Consider the following 21,257-nt stretch of genomic DNA (forward strand, 5'->3'; position numbering starts at 1 on the left):
ATTTTTTAACTAGCAATAATATTATTGCTAGNNGGTTCCCCTGAGGTGCAGTATACTTTGGAACAAAATCAGAGATATTAAACAAAAATTGTAGAGATAAGCAATATAATCCAAATATTAAATAATATAAATATTGTAGTATAATACACTACACCTCATGGAGGGAGGATAATTTTGTAGCAGAGAGCATTGTTCATCATTTTCCACATCAGGATAGCAGTAGTCAGTCTTGAAGTAAATCGCCTAATTTAATAAAAAATTGTGTTGGAAATTAGTTCATAATGAATTAATATATTCAAAAATTGTAGATTATAAACTGCATATTGTTAATTTAATAACATTATTTAATTATTAAAAATTCATTAAGTTACCAAATTTAAAGTTTTTATATGCAATAATAGAAAAGAAACAAATTTATCACATAACTCTATTTATAATTAAATTATGAATTTCTTCAATTTTATGAAAAGATATCCGTAAATTCATAATTGTTTAAAATTTACTTGTATTTATAAAAATAACGAGTTATTATATACTATATTAAACGATATAAAATAATATGTATTATATGTTATTGGCAAGGGGGAAAACAATGTTAAAGGTTGAGAATCTAACAAAGAAATATGGTAAAACCTTAGTAGTAAAGGATGTATCTTTTGAGGTTAATGATGGAGAGATTGCTGTATTATTAGGACCAAATGGTGCAGGAAAATCAACCACTATAAAATCAATTTTAGGATTATTAAAAACTAAGGGAGAAATTAAGGTAAATGGGTATGATAATAAATCTATTGAGGCTAAAAAGGATTTAGGCTTTATTCCAGAAATGCCGGTTTTATATGACTGGTTGACAATAGAGGAACATGTTGAGTTTGTATCTAAGGCCTATGGAATAAAAGATTATAAAGAAAAAATGGAAGAATATTTTCAGCGATTTGATTTAAAGGATAAGAGAAGTAAGCTTGGTAGAGAATTATCTAAAGGTATGCAACAAAAGGTTTCAGTTATTTGTGCACTAATTACAAATCCAAAAGTAGTTTTATTTGATGAACCAATGATAGGACTTGATCCTAAGGCGATAAAAGAGATTAAAGCAATTGTTAAAGAATTAAAAGATAATGGTTGTACTATTGTTATTTCAACTCATATGATAGATTCTGTAGATGAACTTTGGGATAGAGCTTTAATAATGGACAAGGGTGAAATTGTAGTGTCTAAGTTAAAATCTGAAGTTGAAGAAGGTGGAGAATCCCTAGAAGAGATTTTCTTTAGAGTAACGGAAAAAAGCAGTGAAGAAGCAGAAGAGAAGTAGGAGGTGAGATAAATGAAACCATTACTTTATATACATTATAGAAGCTTTATTAATTTCTTTAAGGATATGGTTAAAAAACCTTTAAAGCTTTTAGGGATGCTTTTCTATGTGGCATTATTAGCCTTTGCAATAATTGCAGGAATAAAAAGTGGAAGAGAAGGGGATTATAAGTCGCCAGAAATGCTTTTAGCTATAACATCAAGTGTTTGTATTTTCTTTTATGGATTGGCTTTATTTGGCAGTGGAGATAGTAAAGGCTTATTTAGAAAAAGTGATGTAAACTTTGTATTCACATCTCCTATTAAGCCGCAAAAGGCAATTGTTTATGCTTGTATTAAAAACATGACACAGCTACTTATATTTGTTATTATGATTGCTTTTAATTCAGCTACATTGGTGAATTTATTTAATTTAAAAGATACAGGCTTAATAAACATTTATGTATCAATAATTTTTTGTTTAGCTTCAACTAGTACAGCGTCTGTATTATTAATATCTCTAAATACCAAATATCCTATAGTAAATAAAATAACTAAGTATATAGCATATATACTAGGGGCAATTCTTGTTATGCAATTTGGATTTAGTTNNATGAAGCGTTTGTAAATACCCTTAATAATAATCTTTTATATTATGTTCCATTATTAGGATGGAATATGCAGATAGTTAAGGGTGGATTAGTTGGTTTTGAAGTTAATACTATTATTTTCATAGGAGCATTTTTATTATTTATAGCTGTAATAATCTATACTATAAATAGAATGAACTTAGAATACACAGAAGAAATGGTACAAAGAGCGGAAGACTTCGAGGAAGCACTGGAATCTGTTAAAAATGGTAAACAAATGAATGTTTTCACCAAAAAGGGAAAGGCGAAAATGTTAAGAGAAGCTAAAGTTAATTACAGCAAAAGTGGTGCTGCAACAATCTTTAAAAGACAGATTTTAGAATTTAAAAAGCGTGGAGTATATACTCAAGGATTAAAAATATTAGGATTTACACTAATTACTATTATAGCAACATATAAATCAGGAGAAAACGGCTTCGATATGGCACTTGGAATAAATATATATTTTGCTTTTATAATGACAATGTCAGGATTAGTAGGGTCAGAAAGAAGAAAGCATTACATTTATCTAATTCCAGATAGTAATTTTAATAAGTTATTTTATAGTACTTTATTTGATAACTTAACCACTGCTTTTAATGGATTAATAATTTTCTTCCTTCCTGGTGTTATATTTAAGATAAGTATAATTAATATGCTATTGAACATAGCTATATATTCAATGTTTCACTATTATTTAAGATATAATGAAATAGTATTTGCTAAGTATTTAGGAAATATATTAACAAAACAATTGAAACCACTTATATATTCCTTACTTTTGGTTATAACTTTAGCCTTAGGTGGAGTAATAATTGGAGTAACATCAGCTTACATTGGTGAAGCATTCACTATTATTTATGGTAAAATAATAGCATTAATATATCTCACAATTTTATGTTTCATATTTATGATATGGGCAAAAGCTGTATTTAATAATATGGAATTGGAATAAAGGGATTTAAGAATAGCAATAGAAGATAGTCTTGAAAGAGGCTATCTTTTTTTATGATTAAATTAATAGCTGTAATACATAAAATTTTATTATTTTTCCAAAATTTAAGCTTTAAAGTTGTATTACTATATGAAAGGCTTTTCAAATTAATAAATTTTGGGAGGAGGGGTATTGTGGATGATAAAGAAATCATCAAATCAATATTAGAGGGAAATAAGAACGATTTTGAAAAAATACTTATTAAGTATGATAAAAAAGTATATGGATTTATATGTAAACTTATAGAGGATAAGTATATAGCTCAAGATTTAACTCAAGAGACTTTCCTTAAAGCATATAGAAATCTATCTAGTTTTGATTATAATAAAAATTTTATAACTTGGCTTTTTACTATAGCTAAGAACACCAGTTTTAATTATTTAAAAAGCAATGAAGCTAAAAGCTTTGAAAGAATTGACGAAGAATTTATCCATGGTTTAACACCAGAAGTGGTTATCGAAAATAAAGAAAACATGAAAGAACTATATGAATTAATTCATAGCTTGCCTGAAAAATATAGAGTTTTAATATTACTTAAATACGTAGAAAAATTAACTGCAGAAGATATAGGAAAAGTTTTAAACTTGCCAAAAGGTAAAGTAGAATCAAGACTTTATATAGCTAGGCAAAAACTTATATCCATGAGAAATAAGAATAATGAAAAGAAGGTGAAGAATTTATGCATGATAAAAGACAATTAAAACTTATAAAGAAGTTATTTAATATAGAAAAAACATATGATATAAATTCTGAAGAAGAAGCCATTCTTGAGGAAGAACTTTTAGAACTATTTGAGGAAGAAATACCAGATGAAAACTTTAGAAGTAATGTAATGGAATTAATAAATAAAGAAGAGGTGCAATTTAAAAATAAAAAATTAGGAAAAAATAAAAAATCTTTAATAGCAGTTTGTGCAGCTATAATAGTTTTAATAATAGTATTACCTTATAACAAAGTTATAGTAGACGCTATTGAACAATGGGTAAGAAGCATAACTGTCACAAATGATGGAATATCACAAACTTTTAAAAATATGGAGGATATAGAGGCTTGGACGGAAAGTAGTAAAGAAATAAAAGTAAGTGAATATGAAAAAATAAAACGGTTTAGACCAATCTGTGGAAAAGAATATATTAATGCTGATTTAAAAGGAGCAGAAGGATTTTTTGATTCAAAAGGAGCAGAAGAATACCTTAAGAATGAATCAATAATACAATTGTATAAGCTTGGAGATTTAGAATTAGATAAGATGATATATTATGAATATAACGATAGCAAAGTTTTTCAATATTTTTTTTCAAATGGATATCGAATAAATGATGACTTAGAGGATTATGGCAATATAAATGTTTTAATAGAAAAATACGATAAAGGACCTGTTAATAGTACTATTTATTATGAAGAAAATAGTAAATTTAAAAAGGTTAAGGTATTATCTTATGAGGGTGCTTTTCAACATGGGACCTTTGAGTACGAAAACCATCCGTATAATTCTAAATTTATAATTATACCTATTCCAGAAGAAGGAGTAGAAATAAGATTAGAATTTAATAATTACTTAAGTAAGAATTTAGATAAAAATCTTGAAGATGAAGTAATAAAAATGGTAGAGAAGATAATAAGAGAAATAAAGAGAAATAAGAATTTAAAAGTAGTTACTGAGAAAAAATATGATACTGTAAAAGAGGGAGAGAAATATATAAAAGAGCAATCAATTATAAAATTACATGAACTATTAGGAATACAATTGGATAGTATGGAATATAAAAAGTATACTACTAAAGAAAAATTCAGCTATTTATATATAGATAAAAACCTTGATGCAACATCTTCTAAGAGTATAAATAATATTAGTGTAGATATAACAAAATATAATGAAAATAATAGTGGCAATATATCAGTACCAATTTCAAATTTTGAAAAAGTAAAGATTTTATCTTATGATGGAATATTTATGACACCTTTTGATGATGGCGAATGCCTTGAATTATATATGCCAGATAAAAAAATTAAGATACATTTATCTTCCACTAATTACATGAACAAAGAAGACGCAATAAAAGCGATGGAAACAATAATAAGAGATATTAATAAATAATTTAATAAAATTTAAAAAAAGTGGTATTTAAGAGGTTCTTAGATACCACTTTTTTATATAAATTATAACAGAGTGATTTTTATTTACTATTTATTCTAATTAAATTATCATATAAATTAGAAGCTCTGGGGGTAATTTTCATGAAAGAAACAAGTTTATTTTATTTACTTTTATCAAGATTTATAACTTATATAGGTGTATTTATAACATCTCTAGTTATCATGAATAAAGATATAAACACATTAGTAATGTTTTCTTTTCTATTTATAATAATTTTAATAAATTCTTCCTTTAGAGTAAGTAAATTTATATATAAACCTTCTCTTTTTATATTATCAGCACTTGTAGAAATTCTAATTGTTATATATATGCAATATGGTAATAATTCAATTGCTTTTGTATATTTTTATATAATAAATATAGATTTATATTTGCTTTTAGAATTAAAGCAAGCGCTTTATTTATCTATTCCCATATATATTGGAATGTTTATATGTTTATTACCTAACACTTTAGAAGTTATTCTTAAAGATTTTATTTTAAATTCTTCCATTATGATATTTATGTCATCATCCGCATCTTTAATGAGAATTGAAATTGTAATGAGGCAGAAAATACAAGGATTATATGATGAACTTAAAAAATCTAGAGACGAGCTTGAGAGTGCAAATGAAAAGCTTACTGAATACTCTAAAAGAGTTGAGAATATTGCTGTATTAAATGAGAGAAATAGGTTAGCAGGAGAAATTCATGATACTATAGGTCACAGTCTTACTGCTTTAATAATGGAATTAGATATATGTGATAAATTAATAGATAAAGATATTGGTAAAACAAAGACAGAGCTAAATAAGGCAGCAAAGCTTGCTAGAGATTCCTTATCTGAGGTAAGAAGGTCTGTTAAAGCTATCAAACCTTCAGATAGCAAAAGTCTTGCAGGAATACATGCTATAGAAGAGCTTATAAAGAATTTTGAGAAAAGTTCTAAGATTGATATAGAATTTAAGATTTCTAGAAATCAATATAAGTTGTCTCCAACGGTCGAAGTTANNCTAGAGCCATACAGGAAGCATTAACAAATTCAGCGAAACATGGAAAAGTAGATAAGGTTTTAATAGATTTAATTTTTAGCAGTGGCAAAGTAATTCTTAATATTAAGGATAATGGAAAAGGGAATGGCGTATTTACAAAAGGTGTAGGCCTTAGAACTATGGAAGAGAGAGTACATTCTCTTGGAGGACAAATAAAATTTTTATATGATAATGGATTTACAGTATATATAGAAATACCTTTGGAGGATTAGTTATGGATAAAATAAAGATTGTTATAGCAGATGATCAATCTATAATAAGGGACGGGTTAAAGCTCATCTTAAGTATGGAGGACGACTTAGAAGTTGTTGGCGTTGCATCTAATGGTGATGAAGCATATAAAATGGTAAAAGACTTAAAGCCTCATGCAGTGCTTATGGATATAAGAATGCCTGTTTGTGATGGAGTTATAGGTACAAAGAAAATTTGCGAAGAATATCCAAATGTAAAAATTATAATACTTACAACTTTTAATGATGATACTTATATTTTTGAAGCTTTAAAAGCCGGTGCCAAAGGTTATTTACTTAAGGATGTCCAATCTGATGAACTTGCAAACTCCATAAGAATTGTTGCTAAGGGGGGAGTGCTAATCCACCCAGACGTTGCAGCAAAAGTGGTAAAGGAGTTAGGTAATCATAACAAACATGATGAAGGTGAAAATAAGGCATTAAACGACCTCACAGCAAGAGAATTTCAAATAATGAAGCTAATAGGCAAAGGAAAAACCAATAAAGAAATTGCTTCAGAATTATTTATATCTGAAGGAACAGTTAAAAATCATATAACTAACATACTAAGTAAACTTTACTTAAGAGATCGTACCCAAATAGCCCTCTATGTTACAGAAAACAAATTTGTATAATATCTTTAAATCCACCTCTGGGGAACTTAATCNNTCAATGGAGAATTGAGAATGGAAAATTGACAACTTAAATCAATGCACAATGCACAGTTCACAATGCACAATTGTGGGTGAAATTATTTTTTAGCAAAATAATTTCTTTAAATAGATTTTTTTGACTAGCAATTTTATATTGCTAGTTTTTATAAAAAGTTACGGAGTAATTTGAAAAAGTAATAATTATAAATTTCTTAGCTTTTGCGAAGAAATATCCATAAATTCTTCATCCTTCATTTTTAATTCTTAATTACTTATAAGATTACAGGAGAACAAAGTATTAATCCTGAATTGTCACCATGACTTAGGTCATGGTTTTTCTATTCTAAATTATGACCTTATGTAGATTTAGGATAAAGAATTTTTTCATATAATTTAGATAGAGTAGAAAAAGTTATGGGGAGAGGGGATATTTTGAGCTTTATAGAGATTAAAAATTTAGTAAAAAGATATAAAGGCAATACTGCTGTAGATAATGTTAGTTTTCATATAGAAAAGGGGGAGTTGTTTGGTCTTTTAGGGCCTAATGGTGCAGGAAAATCCACTACGATATCTATGCTATCAGGAATTTTACAACCATCAGCCGGAAATATCTATATAAATGGTAATGATGTTGTGGAGAAAAATATTATTGTTAAAAAAATTCTAGGACTCGTTCCACAGGATATTGCTTTATATCCTACATTGAGTGCAAAAGAAAACTTAATGTTTTGGGGGAAAATGTATGGAGTGCCTAAAATGGCTTTGAAAAATAGAGTATCAGAAGTTTTGCAAATAGTAGGACTTGAAGAAAGAAAAAATGAAATGATAAAAAACTATTCTGGTGGTATGAAAAGAAGAATTAACATTGGAGCAGCTCTTCTTCACAATCCTGAGATATTAATTATGGATGAACCTACAGTAGGTATTGATCCACAATCAAGAAACCATATACTAGAAACAGTAAAAAAGTTAAATCAAGAGGGTATGACTGTAATATATACAAGCCACTATATGGAAGAAGTAGAGTATCTTTGTAATCAAATCGGAATAATGGATAAAGGAAAGTTAATAGCTTTTGGAAATAAAGATGATATTAAGAAAACTGTAATTAATAAAGAAAAAATAGAAATTAAATTATCACAAATTACTCCAGTGATAGGTGAAACAATAAAAGAATTTCCTTCCGTAGAAGAGCTAATTATAAAAGACAGGGATATCACTATATATTCAAAAGGTAATGGCGAGCTTTTAGAAGATATAATTTCTATAACTAATAAGGCAGAGATAAAGATATTATCTATAAACATTGAAGAACCAAATTTAGAAAGTGTATTTATACATCTTACGGGAAAAGCATTAAGAGATTAGGAGGACAGATATGAAGATATTAAGTATAGCCTTTAAAGATTTGCTCATAACGGCAAAAGATAAGGGAGCATTAGGTATTATAATGCTTATGCCTATAGTTTTAATATTTGTTCTTGGTATGAGTTTATCAACTATGTTCAATGAAGATAAATTAATCATGAAGCCTTTTGATGTTGTAGTGGTAGATAAAGATAAAGAAGAATATGGAAAACACTTTAAAGAATTTTTAAAATCTAAAGATATAGAAACTATAGTTAATATAAAAGAACTAGATGAAAATATAGCAAGAAATAAAGTTAAAAATGGCGATATACCTGTATTAATAATAGTTCCAGAACAGTATTCAAAATCTATAAGGGAAGGAAAGGAAACTAATATTGAAATCTATACAGATCCAGGAAGTCCACTTAGTAGTAAGATAATTGAAAGTTTAGTAAAAAGTTATACAGGTATAAACTCTTCAATTCAGGGAGCAATTGATGCAGCAGATAAAGTTCTTAAAGATTATAATATGAACGGATATATGATTGTACCTGATTTAGAGAAGGTTATAGAAAGTAATAAAATTCAATTTAAAGAAAGCAGTTTTAAAAGTGGTAGTGGATTGTCTGCAATTCAATACTATTCTGCAGCAATGACTGCAATGTTTATATTATTTGTAGGAATGATAGGAACAAGTTCAATAATTGAAGAAAGAAATCGGAAGACACTTTTAAGACTTATGAGTTCATCAGTGTCAAAAGGAACTATAGTTGCAGGGAAATTTCTCGGACTTTTTGCTATTGGTGTGCTAGATGTTTTTATTTTAATAGTATTTACAAAACTTGTATTTAAAGTAAGTTGGGGCAATTCTATTTTAGGGTTAATAATACTTTCAACTTCAATGATATTTGCATCCTGTGGATTCTCCATGCTATTAGCTGCTATGTTTAAAATTTCAAAGGCCGTTAATTCAATAAATCCGGCTTTAATAATGATAATGTCCTTTTTAGGTGGAAATATGTATCCCCTATCTTTAATGCCTTCAACATTACAAGCTGTTTCAAAAATAACCCCAAACAATTGGGCGCTTAGAGGATATTTAAGCCTTATGCTAAATAATGGTGTTAGCTCAATTTTTCTTCCTTCAACAATTTTATTTATTATGGGTATGGTATTTCTTATATTAGGAATATCAACACTAAAGCTTGATTAGGGGGAGATAATATGAAGAAACTTATTGATATAGCATTATTAAAAGTTAAAATTACACTTAAAGATAAGACTGCATTATCATGGATGTTCATTGCTCCATTAATATTCATAATAATACTTGTTTGGGGCTTTGGATCAGGAGATAAAAGTGAGGAAAATTACCCAATAACTATAACAAATATGGACAAAGGTTACTATTCAAAGGAGCTTATTACTATGCTTAAAAATGACAAGGCATTTGAAATAACAGAATGCGACTATGAAAAAGCAAAGAAAACTGTTGAGGATGGCAATACTGCTATGGGCATTATTATTCCTAATGGGCTTTCTAGTTCTATAGAAAAGGAAGAAAAGATTCAAATTGAGCTATTAAAACTTCAAGATAATGAAAGCACAGCTTCAATAACTACTATTATAAATAATTATATATATCAAATTAACATTAAATATAAAGCAAAAGATGCTGTGTCTTCGATTTTATATAGAATTGAAAATATAGATGATAAAGAGAGAATAAATGGTGAAAAAGTTATGGAAGCTTCACTGTTAAATAATATGAATTCTCCAAAAATAAAATACTCTATAAAAAGTACTCTAGAAAATGAAGAAAAGAATATTGATAGTCTATCTTACTCATCTTTAGGCATATTAGTAATGTTTATAGGACTTTTTCTATCAGGAGATTCAGGGGCAATACTTGAAGAAAAGGATATTAACACTTGGCATAGAATAAAATCAACCCCAACAAAACAGTATAGTTTTCTTGGAGGACATGTCTTAGGTAACTTTATACTTGGATGGATACAGGTTGGCCTATTAATAATCATAAGCAGATATATATTTAATATAAATTGGGGAAATTCTATACTTGGATTATTTATATTGTTTTCTACCTTTATTCTTTCGATAATTGGGTTAGGAATTTTCCTATCGTCTCTTGTAGACTCTAAAGCTCAGCTTTCTGCATTAGCACCCTTAACTACTATGCCTGCATCACTACTAGCAGGATGTATGTGGCCAATAGAAATAATGCCAGATATAATGATAACCATATCCAACTTTGTACCACAAAGATGGGTTATAAAAGGAATGACAGACTTAATTTCTAGAGGGGGCAGCATAAGTTCAATATATATACCATCTGCAGTGTTACTACTATTTGCAGCTATATTTTTTATATTAGGACTAACAGTTAATCAATTGAGATTTGAGAATGGATAATTGACAATTATGGTTGGAATTAATTCTTAAGAAATTAATTTCTTTAATATACTTTTGTAGGGGTGAACAGTGTTCGCCAGTTCCATAATATATTTTCAGAACCTGTTGCAAAATGACTAAGCTGTAGTCAAAGGCAACAGGTTCTTTTTTACAAAGATTATTTCCATGCTTTTATATAAATTGTTGTAATATGATGAAGATTGCGTATTTTATTTATGAAATTTGTAAGCGATTAAAAAAGATACTATATTTACAAAAAAGATAAAAAACGGACAAAGTATTCATAAAATATTAATTATATTAGATTTATGTATACTATCAAAAATTAAGGGGGAGAAGGTTTTGAAGAGAAAAATTATATATATTATATGTTTTATATGTATTTTAGCAGGAGGAATTATTTTTTATAATCGCCCTATGGATAATATTGATTATATTAAGAAAAACAGTAGGGATTTAAAACTTAATGATATTAATGATAATAATGATTTAGATTTAATATGGGAAGATATAAAGGATAAAAGCGTAATCTTTACAAACGAGACCCATGGAGTTAAAGAAAATACAGATATTCAATATAAATTTATAAATTATTTAATGGATAATTGGGATTTAAAATATTTTTTAATGGAATGTGGGCATGCATCTGGACTTATCTTTAATAAATATTTACAAAGTGGAGATGAAAAATTATTAGATGATATTTTTCAATGGGGAATTGTAGGGAAAATGAACACTGAGTCTACAAAGGCACTTATGAAAAAATTATATTTAAAAAATAAGGATTTACCAGAGGAAAAGCAATTAACTATAGTTGGATTAGATGTTATGGAAGGTGTTGAAGGAGTAACTTATTATTTTAAAAATATATTAGAAAAGTATAAGGAAATGCCGAAAGAACAATTAGATAAAATGAGAAAAATTTTAGAATGCTCTGAAGAGGAAGATACTATTGGAGAAAAAAGCAGCAAATTTTCTAAAGCCATTGAAGATTTGGAGAAGGATCTAAAAGTAAATGAAGATATATATGCGAAATACTTAGATGGTGAAGAAATATTTAATCTTAAGTTAATAGTAAATAATTTAAAAAATAGTTCTAAGTTAGGATATACAATTGATGGAGGAATAACTGTTAATAAAGAGCTCTATGAAGCAAGAGATAAAGTGAATTATGAGAACTTTAAGAAAATATTCGAGCATTTTGGTGGTGGGAAGTATTATTGTCATTATGGTATAGACCATGTTTATCAAAATGAAATTAATAATGTTAAGTTTTTAGGCGCAAATATTAAAGAAGATCCTAATTTTAAAGATCAAATATATAGTATAAATACCATATACAAAGAAGGACAATGTTATAATTATAGTGATTTATCACCAATGCATTTTTATAGTATTACTACAGAGTTAGAAAATATTTTAAAAGATGCTGGGATAGAAAATGGGAATAAAATAATTGTATTAGATGCTAAAAAAAGTCCATATAAAAAGAATATTTTTAAAGAATGTTTCTCATTTTTAGATGTATATGTAGATGAAAAGCTCTTTGAAGCTAATAAAGGTGCAACGACAGATTATTTTCAATCAATAATAGTAATAGAAAATCCAACTCCAATTAAGTGGTTGTATTGGGAAGATCTTATGAAAGGAAACATTAAATAAAGATTAAAAACTCTACAATGATTTCGAAATAAATAATACATTAATAGTAAAATTGAATATTATAGTTAAATGTGAAAGAGGCTGTTTTATAAGAAGTTACTATGTAACTTGAAAAGAAATTTTTGTAGGGGCGAACAGTGTTCGCCAGTCCTCTTTTGTTTATGAATCATAATTTAATATAGATTGATATAGATTGATATAATAGCGAACGCTGTTCTCCGGTACAGTTAGGTAATTAATATGGAGATTAATTTTTACTAGCATGAAGATGCTAGTTTTTCCACCTCTGGGNNAGGGTTCCCCTGAGGTGCAGTAAAATTCGGAGCAATGCCTAATGAATTTAACTAATATGATGGAGATACAGAGTACAATTAAAGTATTAATTAATTTACAGTAAGCCTCATGTTACTTATGTGTTATACTAAATAACACCAAAAATAATCTTCAATCTTGAACAAATTGTTATTTGCTTTCGTAAATATAATGTATAATAATATTATTTTTAGGAGGTAAATATTTGTTGGCATAAATTAACATTGACCATTTTAAATTACTTGAATATAATAAACTGTGATTTAATTAGTTTAAATCTTAGATTTTTAAAGCGCCAGAACTTATAAAGTTTTTATAAGTTGACGAGGATGGGGAGTATCGAATCTTCGGCGGGTGCCCCACGGTATCGCACTACCGTTAACGATTGACAAAAGCAGAGAGTAATTTCTGTTACAAATCAATCTGGTGTTAAAACCTTATTATGCAATATAAGGAAACGGTTCTATTTTTATGGTATTTATTGAATATTGTGACAAATGACCTTTGCTTATCTTTGTGTAAAATATTTTAATATGGAAGGAAGAAGATTTTATGTGCGGAATAGTAGGTTATTTCGGAAAAAGAGAAGCGTCACCGTTATTAGTTGAAGGTTTAAGTAAACTGGAGTACAGAGGTTATGATTCAGCAGGAGTTGCTATTTTAAAAGAAGGTAATCTTGAAATAGCAAAATGCAAAGGAAGACTTTCTTGTCTTGAGGAAAAATTAAAGGATAGTCCTCTTCATGGAACAATAGGAATAGGACATACAAGATGGGCAACTCATGGACAGCCATCAGATGTCAACTCACATCCACATTCAAATGGAAAGAAAACTATAAGTGTTGTTCACAACGGAATTATAGAAAATTACATTAGTATTAGAGAGTGGTTAATATCAAAAGGATATGAATTCACATCTGAAACAGATACAGAAGTAATACCTCAACTTATAGACTATTACTACGATGGAGATTTGGTTAAAGCTGTAATGAAAGCAGTTTCCAAAATGGAAGGAGCTTATGCAATAGGAGTTGTTACAACTCATGAGCCAGATAAGATGGTGGCTGTAAGAAAAGATAGCCCGCTTATAGTTGGTCTTGGAGAAGATGAAACTTTTATAGCTTCAGATATACCAGCAGTTTTAAACCAAACTAGGGATATTTATTTATTAGAAGATAAAGAATTTGTTATTATAACTAAAGATGGCGTTAAAATAATAACTGAAGATGAAGAAGTTGTAAATAAAGAAGTTTATCATGTAACTTGGGATGCAGATGCTGCTGAAAAAGGCGGATATGAGCATTTTATGATAAAAGAGATACACGAACAACCAAAGGCAATAAAAGATACAATGACATCAAGAATAGTTTTAGGACAACCTATAAAACTTGATGATATTCATATAACTAAAGAGCAAATAAATAAATTAAATAAAATTTATATAGTTGCTTGTGGAACAGCCTATCATGCTGGAGTAGTTGGAAAATATGTTATAGAAAAGCTTGCTAGAATACCAGTTGAGCTTGATATAGCATCTGAATTTAAATATAGAGATCCAATTTTAGATGAAAATTCATTAATGATAGTTATAAGCCAATCAGGAGAAACAGCAGACACTATGTCAGCGTTAAGACTTGCTAAATCTAAAGGTGCAAGAGTTATAGCTGTTACAAATGTTGTAGGAAGTTCAGCTTCAAGAGAGGCAGATGACGTTCTATATACTTGGGCAGGACCTGAAATAGCAGTTGCATCAACAAAGGCTTATGTAACTCAGCTTATAGCAATGTATATAATTGGATTATTCTTTGCACAAAACAAAGAAACTCTATCAAATGAGGAAATAGAAGAAATTAAAGCTGCAATGTTAGAACTTCCAGAAAAGGCAGAAAAAGCATTAGAATGTAAAGAAGCAATACAAAAAATGACTTCAAAAACATCTATGCAAAAGGATATGTTCTTCTTAGGAAGAGGACTTGACTATGCAGTAGCAATGGAAGGTTCATTAAAGCTTAAAGAAATATCTTACATTCACTCAGAAGCATATGCTGCTGGAGAATTAAAACATGGTCCAATAGCATTAATTGAAAATGGAACTATAGTAATAGCATTAGCAACCCAAGAAGTGTTGTACGATAAAATAGTAAGCAACGTTCAAGAGGTTGTATCAAGAGGAGCTAAGGTATATATGATAGCACAAGAGGGACATTCTGAAGTACAGAAAACAGTTAACTCAGCAATCTATATACCAAAAGTAATGGATTTACTAGCACCAGTAATCACAGTAATTCCACTACAACTATTCTCATACTACATGGCAATAGAAAAAGGCTGCGACGTTGATAAACCAAGAAACCTTGCAAAATCAGTAACAGTTGAATAGGATATTAGTTTAATATAATAAGAGAAAATCAGGAATTAGATTCTGGTTTTCTCTTTTTATATAAAAGAGGATATTATACTTGAGTTTTCTAGTCAATGTCCAAGTATAGATAAATCTGTATTTGTGCAATATGTAAATAATTTCTATGAAGAATTAAAGGGATATGGCATAGTAAAGTCTAATTCTTAATAGGATATAGTTGGTAAAGTTTGATTCTAATTTAGAATAGACAACTTGCTAAAAACAATATAAAACTAAAATTAGGGATTATATGAGGAGGAGTAACAATGATTTACTATGAAAGCAATGAATTTAATATAAGGGATATACGTCAAGATGATGTTATAAGGCTATTTTACTGGTCAGTAGATAAAGAATTAAACAAACATGATCCAAAGCCTATTCCACGAAATGCAAAAGAGTTAATGGCAGAATGTAATGATTACTGTACGCGATTTGACAAAGAAGTAATGAGTGATAATGTAGAAAACATAAAATATAAATATTTTATTATAACTAACAATGAAGATACACCTATAGGATTTGTTAACTTTTTTAGTATAGATAAGATAAAAAAACAAGGAGAAATGGGTGTTAAGTTAGGTGATATACGATATTGGAGTAAAGGCATTGCATATTCAGCAGTAAGTACTATTATCAATTATATATTTAAAAATATGGATATAGATAGAATACATATAGAAACAGGAGAAAGTAATACAGCTGCATTAAAATTATTCAATAAGCTTAATTTCAACAAATGTGGTGAATATCTTGAAGATGAGGATTTTAAGTTTATTGTAATGGAAAAATTTAAAAGATAACCTCCCAGTTATTAGTTATAAAGGGTCATATCTCAAAATTCTATTTTAAGATAGTTTTTTAAAGTAAGATGTAGAATTTAAAATATATTAATACATTAATATATGGGGTCGCAAGTTTAAAAGTAAATAAAAGAACCTTCTAAGCTAGAAGGTTCTTATGCAAATCCTTTATTTTCTTAGAATAGGTGCGTAAATCTTAATCATAGATGATTCATCTTTAAAATTAGCATCGTACACCTCAAAATTAGGAAGTTTTGTGTAAACATATTTGTTCTTTGTATGAACTGTTTGAGGTTGTTCCAGACCTTGCTCATTTAGCCATGTCTTATAAAAATATTTCCAAAATTCTCCGCTAGTTTCCATGCCGAGGGTGGTATCAAACACTGCGTATTCGCAAGTGTCGAATCTACGAGCAATGAAACCAGTCGGCAAGTTGTCAAGTGTAGAAACTTCTACACCAATCATATATTTAGCTGTGTCATTTTCTCCCGATTCATGAGTCATACCATATACTACGGGATAGTTTACTTGATCAGGAATTAATTCTACCAAATTTTCATTATTCCATTGGTCATACAAATCTCCTATATTGTCAGTACCTATATTGTAGTCAATGTCAGTTTCAATTCCTACTACTAGGAAGCTTTCTTTTGTCACAAACTTTACATTTTCGAAGCATTGTTTTAAATCCATAATTATACCTCTTTCCATAAATAAATTCTCTGGAGGAAAAGGATCAATAGGTGGATTTATTCTTCTGAAATGTGCCGGTGGAATTTTGTATTGACGTACAAATTTCTTAGTAAGTGATTGCTGAGAAGAAAAGCCTGACTCAAAGGCTATAGAAATGATTCTCTTATCACTTTCTTTAAGTGCCTTTGCTGCTTGGTATAAACGGTATTGATTAACATATTCTTTCACTGTGTAACCCGTAATAATTCTAAATACCATTGAGAAATAAGATGGTGAAAGATATACATATTCAGCTATATCAGAAACTAAGATATTTTCGTCATAGTTTCTGTGTATAAACTCCGTCGCTTCAAATATAGTATTCAGATAATCCATGTTAATCCCTCCTTCCAATATTATACTACTATATCAGACATCTAAAAGTTTTGTCAGAATCAACTTAGTTTGAAATTTACCTATCAAAGAGCCTTTTTATAATTATCAACTTTAATTTGAGAGAGAATAAAGCAATTAGAAGAAGGGATTAAGAATATAGACTACGGGTCTATTATTTTTTTCAGATGCCTAAGTATGTGCTAGAAAAGAATAGTAGAAATATACTACTTTTAAAATTTCTATATGGTATAATTTTGATAAATGAAAATTATGTATATTCAGTAAAATGGAGGTGAAGGTAATAGCGTTAATTAATATTGGAGATATAAATCTTGAGTGTTTAATTGAAGGAACTGGGGAGAAGACCGTAGTTATTGTACCAGGAATGGGATGTAGTTTTTATCCATGGTTATCTATTGCAAATGAGATATCAAAGTATGCTAAGGTGGTCTCATTTCATAGAACGGGCTACGGAAGCAGTGATGCTCACATAGAATCAAGCACTACAGAAATAGCAACTGTGGATTTACATGCTTTGCTGGAAAAGCTTAATATTAAAGAGAATATTATACTAGTAGGACATTCATATGGAGGATTGTGTGTTCAACATTTTGCTAGGGTATATCCGAAGAAAATATGCGGAGTAGTTTTGGTAGATTCTTCTTCAGTAGATGGATACAAATTTAATGAACTACATCTACCTGTATCCGATAAAACTGAGGGAGATGATATATTTATAAAAGAATGGACAAGATATTCTAAATATACAAAAGAACAATTAGAAAATGAATTAAAACCATCATTATCAGCAAAAGAATTACAATTACCAAGTGAGGTCCAAAATAGAATTTTAGATTTTTTAGTAAATCCAGAATTGTATAGGAATACATTGTCAGAGTTAATTGACTTAAGAATTGGGGTAAGAAAAATTAAAGATACAGGAAGCTTCCCGCAGGTGCCTTTAAAAATATTAGTTAGAGATACAGAATATAACATCAATGAGAGTATAAAAGCTGACGGAATACCTAGAGTAGAAGCTGAAAGCATCGAAAATCTATGGAGAGATCTATCTTTGGAATTAAAGCAGCTATCAGATAAAAGCGAGATTAAATTTATTGAAAACAGTGGTCATTGCATTCATGAAGACAATCCAGAAGAGGTCATTAAGGCTATAAAGGATTTAATTTAATCAGAATGTGTGTAAATTTTAGTAGGGGTTATAAGAAAAAAGATAAAGAGATCTAAAAGAGAAGCATGATAATTTATAGAAAATAATCATACTTCTTTTTTTATATTAAAAATGATTTATTGTATGAAAAAACAATTAAAGAAGATTATGTAAGCGATGCTGAAAATCAATATAAGCTATGGATTAAGTGTACACAACTAAAAATATTATGTAGTTAATGGCAGAAAAGTCATAGTTGGAAGTCAGAAAGAAAATAGGGAAGAACTTTTTATTGGATCCTAGGGTTACTTTATTAAGCTATAAATTAAAGCTTAAAGGTTAATAAATAAAAGGAATTAACAGAGTATTGTAGAAAATAATGGATATATTTAAAAGTATTAAAAATCGAGAAGCTATTACGACAGAGAAGATAAAAATAAAATAAAGTAGATGAAATTATTAAGCAATATGATAATTGCTGGCCTATGGATAGTACACCTACTATTGTAATCTATGTAATAGCAGGTGTTTGTTTTGGCATATAAAAATAGTGAAAATTCAGATAGAAATATGTTATTTAAATGAAAGGAAGATAAAAATGACTAATAAAAATTGTGGAGTGGCTACACAAGGAAGCAGGTTATATCTACAGCAGTATATGGTTAATGCAGAAGATAAATTATCAGAAATGATAGTTGCAGCGTCACCATCATTATTAATATTTGCTGCAAATAAATCCAATATAGAGTGGAAATCACCATTAGAGAAATGTTCAAAAGGTGAGTTTTATGAATATAGAGATGATTTTTTAGAGGTATTAGGTTTAGAAGATGAAAGGTATAAAAAGGCAAAAGAGAATCTTAGAGAGTTCTGGCCTAAGAACGGGCCACAATGGGATGGATTAGCAGTTGTTAATGGAATTAATGGACAAAAAGGATTTTTACTTGTAGAAGCAAAGGCACATTTAGATGAAACTAAATCAGATTTAAAGGCAGTATCAAATCAAAGCATTAATAAAATTAAAAAATCTATTAGTAGAACTCAAGAGTACTACGGAATTGAAACTAATGACTGGACAAAGAACTACTATCAATTAGGGAATAGAATAGCATATTTGTATTTTATGAATGAAATTTTTAAAATACCAACTTGGTTAGTACTAATAAATTTTACAGATGGAGAATATAAAAAAACAGAATTAAATGAATGGCTAAAGCATTATAACCAAATATATACAAGCATGGGTATAAATTTGAATTCTAAGTTGCTAAATAATATTATTCAAATTTTCATAAAGGCACTATGATTTATTGAAAGAATGCAATATAGAAAAATATGTTCAACAATTTATTTTGAGGAGGAAAATACAAAGTGAAATTTAGTGAATTTAAATATGAAAGAATAGATATAAATGCAGTTAGGAACAAAATACAAAAATTGATAATGAATTTTAATAAAATGGATTCCTTTGAGGAACAATGTACGATTATAAACGACATTAATACTATAAGAGATGAATTCAAAACCATGCAGGTATTAGCTGAGCTAAGGAAAAATTTAGGAATAAATAAAGAGTTTTACTGTGAAGAAATTGATTATTATGATGAAGCTGAACCTATTTTAGAAAATTTAGTTTCTGATTTTTATATAGCATTAACCAATTCAAAATATAAGGATAAACTACGTAATAAATATGGTGATAAAATATTTGATTTAGCCAATCAAAAGGTGAAATGTGTTTCTGAAGAAATACTTGAAGAATTACAAGAGGAAAAAAGGTTAATAACGGAATACGTTAAATTAGGTGAGTCAATTAAAACAATATATGAAGGAGAGGAATTTGGCCGCTGGGATTTTGATCCTTTAATGTGCTATGAAGATAGAAATATTAGACAGAATGCTTATAAGGCGCAAACAGAATTATTTGCTAAATATGAAGATGAAATGCAAAAACTTTTTGATAGATTTGTAAAGGTACGACATAAAATGGCTTTAAAAATGGGCTATAAGAATTTTATTGAAATGGGATATTCGCGAATGAATAGAATTGGTTATGACAAAGAAATGATTGCTAATTTCAGAAAGCAAATATTAGAATATGTGGTTCCACTTAATGTTGAGTTAATAAGAAGGCAAGGAAAAAGATTGGGAATTAATTCTATCAAGTATTATGATGAATCTATATTCTTCAAAGATGGAAATCCTATAATAAAAGGGAATTCTGGTTTTATCGTGGACAAAACTCTAAAAATGTATGAGAAATTATCAAAAGAAACTGATGAATTTTTTAAATATATGAATGCCAAAGAACTTTTAGATATTGAGGACAGAAAAAATAAAGAAGCTGGTGGTTTTTGTGAGTATATGCCTAAACACAAATCACCATTTATTTACGCTAAGTACAATGGGACTATGGAAAATTTTAATGAAGTAATTCATGAAGTAGGACATGCTTTCCAAAGTTATTTATGTAGGGGTTATGACCTGCCAGAGTATGTAATCGCAACTGAAGATATATCAGAAATTCATTCCATGAGTATGGAATTTTTAATTGAACCATGGTTAGAAGAGTTCTTTGATGATGGTGCAGATAAATATAAGTTCCTACATATGTGCAGTGCATTATTCTTACTTGCATATATTGCTGCAGTTGATGAATTTCAACATAATATATACGAAAATTCAGAAGCAACTTTTGAAGAGAGAAATAGCATGTGGAGTAAGATAGAAAAGAAATATATTCCATATAGAAACTATGAAGATAATGAATACTTAAATAAAGGAGCATATTGGCTCCGTCAATCACATATATTTTGGGGTCCTTTTTATTATATTGACTATGGATTAGCTCAAGTTGTTGCATTTGAATTTTGGAGCAAATCAAATATTAATAGACAGGAAACTTGGAATGATTACGTTAATCTGTGTAAGGCAGGCGGTTCTTTGACATTTACTGAAGTTCTTAAAGCTGGAAATATGAAAAATCCATTTGAGCAGGGTAGTATTGAAAAAATTATTAAGGATATTGAAGGATGGATACTTGACATAGAAGAAAAGCTATAATTGGGTATTTGTC

General features: G+C 28.6%; 17 protein-coding genes and 1 pseudogene. 17 read left to right on the forward strand and 1 reads right to left on the reverse strand.

Going from position 1 to position 21,257, the window contains the following annotated elements; all coding sequences use genetic code 11:
* The first annotated feature begins 592 nt into the window (after nucleotides 1-592).
* From B2W91_RS13730 to B2W91_RS13790, 14 genes and pseudogenes are all read left to right on the forward strand, one after another.
* Nucleotides 593-1,312, forward strand: coding sequence for an ABC transporter ATP-binding protein (locus B2W91_RS13730; RefSeq protein WP_291581889.1), 720 nt, complete (start codon nucleotides 593-595; stop codon nucleotides 1,310-1,312).
* Nucleotides 1,313-1,324: 12 nt separating this feature from the next.
* Nucleotides 1,325-1,918, forward strand: coding sequence for a putative ABC exporter domain-containing protein (locus B2W91_RS13735; protein ID WP_291581891.1), 594 nt, complete (start codon nucleotides 1,325-1,327; stop codon nucleotides 1,916-1,918).
* Between the two features lie 47 nt (nucleotides 1,919-1,965).
* Nucleotides 1,966-2,874 (forward strand): annotated as a pseudogene (locus B2W91_RS13740) (putative ABC exporter domain-containing protein); the annotation flags it as partial.
* Nucleotides 2,875-3,047: 173 nt separating this feature from the next.
* Nucleotides 3,048-3,614 (forward strand): RNA polymerase sigma factor, encoded by a 567-nt coding sequence (locus tag B2W91_RS13745; RefSeq protein WP_291581893.1) that lies wholly within the window; start codon nucleotides 3,048-3,050, stop codon nucleotides 3,612-3,614.
* Nucleotides 3,593-5,011 (forward strand): hypothetical protein, encoded by a 1,419-nt coding sequence (locus B2W91_RS13750; RefSeq protein ID WP_291581896.1) that lies wholly within the window; start codon nucleotides 3,593-3,595, stop codon nucleotides 5,009-5,011. Before B2W91_RS13745 ends, B2W91_RS13750 begins: the two co-directional genes overlap by 22 nt.
* Before the next feature lie 602 nt (nucleotides 5,012-5,613).
* Nucleotides 5,614-6,087: a sensor histidine kinase gene (locus tag B2W91_RS21125; RefSeq protein ID WP_422653275.1), complete on the forward strand. Its 474-nt coding sequence runs from the start codon at nucleotides 5,614-5,616 to the stop codon at nucleotides 6,085-6,087.
* Nucleotides 6,072-6,314: a sensor histidine kinase gene (locus B2W91_RS20930; RefSeq protein ID WP_349680808.1), complete on the forward strand. Its 243-nt coding sequence runs from the start codon at nucleotides 6,072-6,074 to the stop codon at nucleotides 6,312-6,314. The genes B2W91_RS21125 and B2W91_RS20930 overlap by 16 nt, the downstream gene beginning before the upstream one ends.
* Before the next feature lie 2 nt (nucleotides 6,315-6,316).
* Entirely contained in the window at nucleotides 6,317-6,967 is a 651-nt protein-coding gene (locus B2W91_RS13760) for a response regulator transcription factor (protein WP_291581900.1), read from the forward strand.
* A 450-nt stretch (nucleotides 6,968-7,417) separates the two neighbouring features.
* Nucleotides 7,418-8,353 carry an ABC transporter ATP-binding protein gene (locus tag B2W91_RS13765; protein ID WP_291581903.1) on the forward strand — a complete coding sequence of 312 codons (936 nt, stop codon included), beginning with the start codon at nucleotides 7,418-7,420 and terminating at the stop codon, nucleotides 8,351-8,353.
* A gap of 10 nt (nucleotides 8,354-8,363) precedes the next feature.
* Complete coding sequence (locus B2W91_RS13770; protein WP_291581905.1) at nucleotides 8,364-9,548, forward strand: ABC transporter permease; 1,185 nt, start codon at nucleotides 8,364-8,366, stop codon at nucleotides 9,546-9,548.
* 11 nt (nucleotides 9,549-9,559) lie between these two features.
* Nucleotides 9,560-10,768, forward strand: a complete 1,209-nt coding sequence (locus B2W91_RS13775; RefSeq protein ID WP_291581908.1) for an ABC transporter permease — start codon at nucleotides 9,560-9,562, stop codon at nucleotides 10,766-10,768.
* A 342-nt stretch (nucleotides 10,769-11,110) separates the two neighbouring features.
* Nucleotides 11,111-12,430, forward strand: a complete 1,320-nt coding sequence (locus tag B2W91_RS13780) for an erythromycin esterase family protein (protein WP_291581911.1) — start codon at nucleotides 11,111-11,113, stop codon at nucleotides 12,428-12,430.
* Between the two features lie 864 nt (nucleotides 12,431-13,294).
* A complete protein-coding gene (gene glmS, locus B2W91_RS13785) occupies nucleotides 13,295-15,121 on the forward strand; it encodes a glutamine--fructose-6-phosphate transaminase (isomerizing) (protein ID WP_291581914.1) in 1,827 nt (608 codons plus the stop codon).
* 287 nt (nucleotides 15,122-15,408) lie between these two features.
* Nucleotides 15,409-15,945 (forward strand): GNAT family N-acetyltransferase, encoded by a 537-nt coding sequence (locus tag B2W91_RS13790; RefSeq protein ID WP_291581917.1) that lies wholly within the window; start codon nucleotides 15,409-15,411, stop codon nucleotides 15,943-15,945.
* A 168-nt stretch (nucleotides 15,946-16,113) separates the two neighbouring features.
* Here B2W91_RS13790 and B2W91_RS13795 read toward each other — a convergent pair whose 3' ends face one another.
* Entirely contained in the window at nucleotides 16,114-17,013 is a 900-nt protein-coding gene (locus B2W91_RS13795) for an AraC family transcriptional regulator (RefSeq protein WP_291581920.1), read from the reverse strand.
* 286 nt (nucleotides 17,014-17,299) lie between these two features.
* On the opposite strand from B2W91_RS13795, the gene B2W91_RS13800 reads away from it, so the two are divergent.
* The 3 genes from B2W91_RS13800 to B2W91_RS13810 all read left to right on the forward strand — a co-directional run bounded on the left by B2W91_RS13800 (nucleotide 17,300) and on the right by B2W91_RS13810 (nucleotide 21,244).
* Nucleotides 17,300-18,202, forward strand: coding sequence for an alpha/beta fold hydrolase (locus B2W91_RS13800; RefSeq protein ID WP_291581923.1), 903 nt, complete (start codon nucleotides 17,300-17,302; stop codon nucleotides 18,200-18,202).
* Between the two features lie 577 nt (nucleotides 18,203-18,779).
* On the forward strand, nucleotides 18,780-19,487 hold the full coding sequence (locus B2W91_RS13805) for a hypothetical protein (RefSeq protein WP_291581925.1): 708 nt from the start codon (nucleotides 18,780-18,782) through the stop codon (nucleotides 19,485-19,487).
* Between the two features lie 65 nt (nucleotides 19,488-19,552).
* Nucleotides 19,553-21,244, forward strand: a complete 1,692-nt coding sequence (locus B2W91_RS13810) for a M3 family oligoendopeptidase (protein ID WP_291581928.1) — start codon at nucleotides 19,553-19,555, stop codon at nucleotides 21,242-21,244.
* Nucleotides 21,245-21,257 lie beyond the last annotated feature (13 nt).

Origin of the sequence: Clostridium sp. UBA6640, assembly GCF_002455975.1 — a bacterium.
In the GTDB taxonomy this organism is placed as follows: domain Bacteria; phylum Bacillota; class Clostridia; order Clostridiales; family Clostridiaceae; genus Clostridium_J.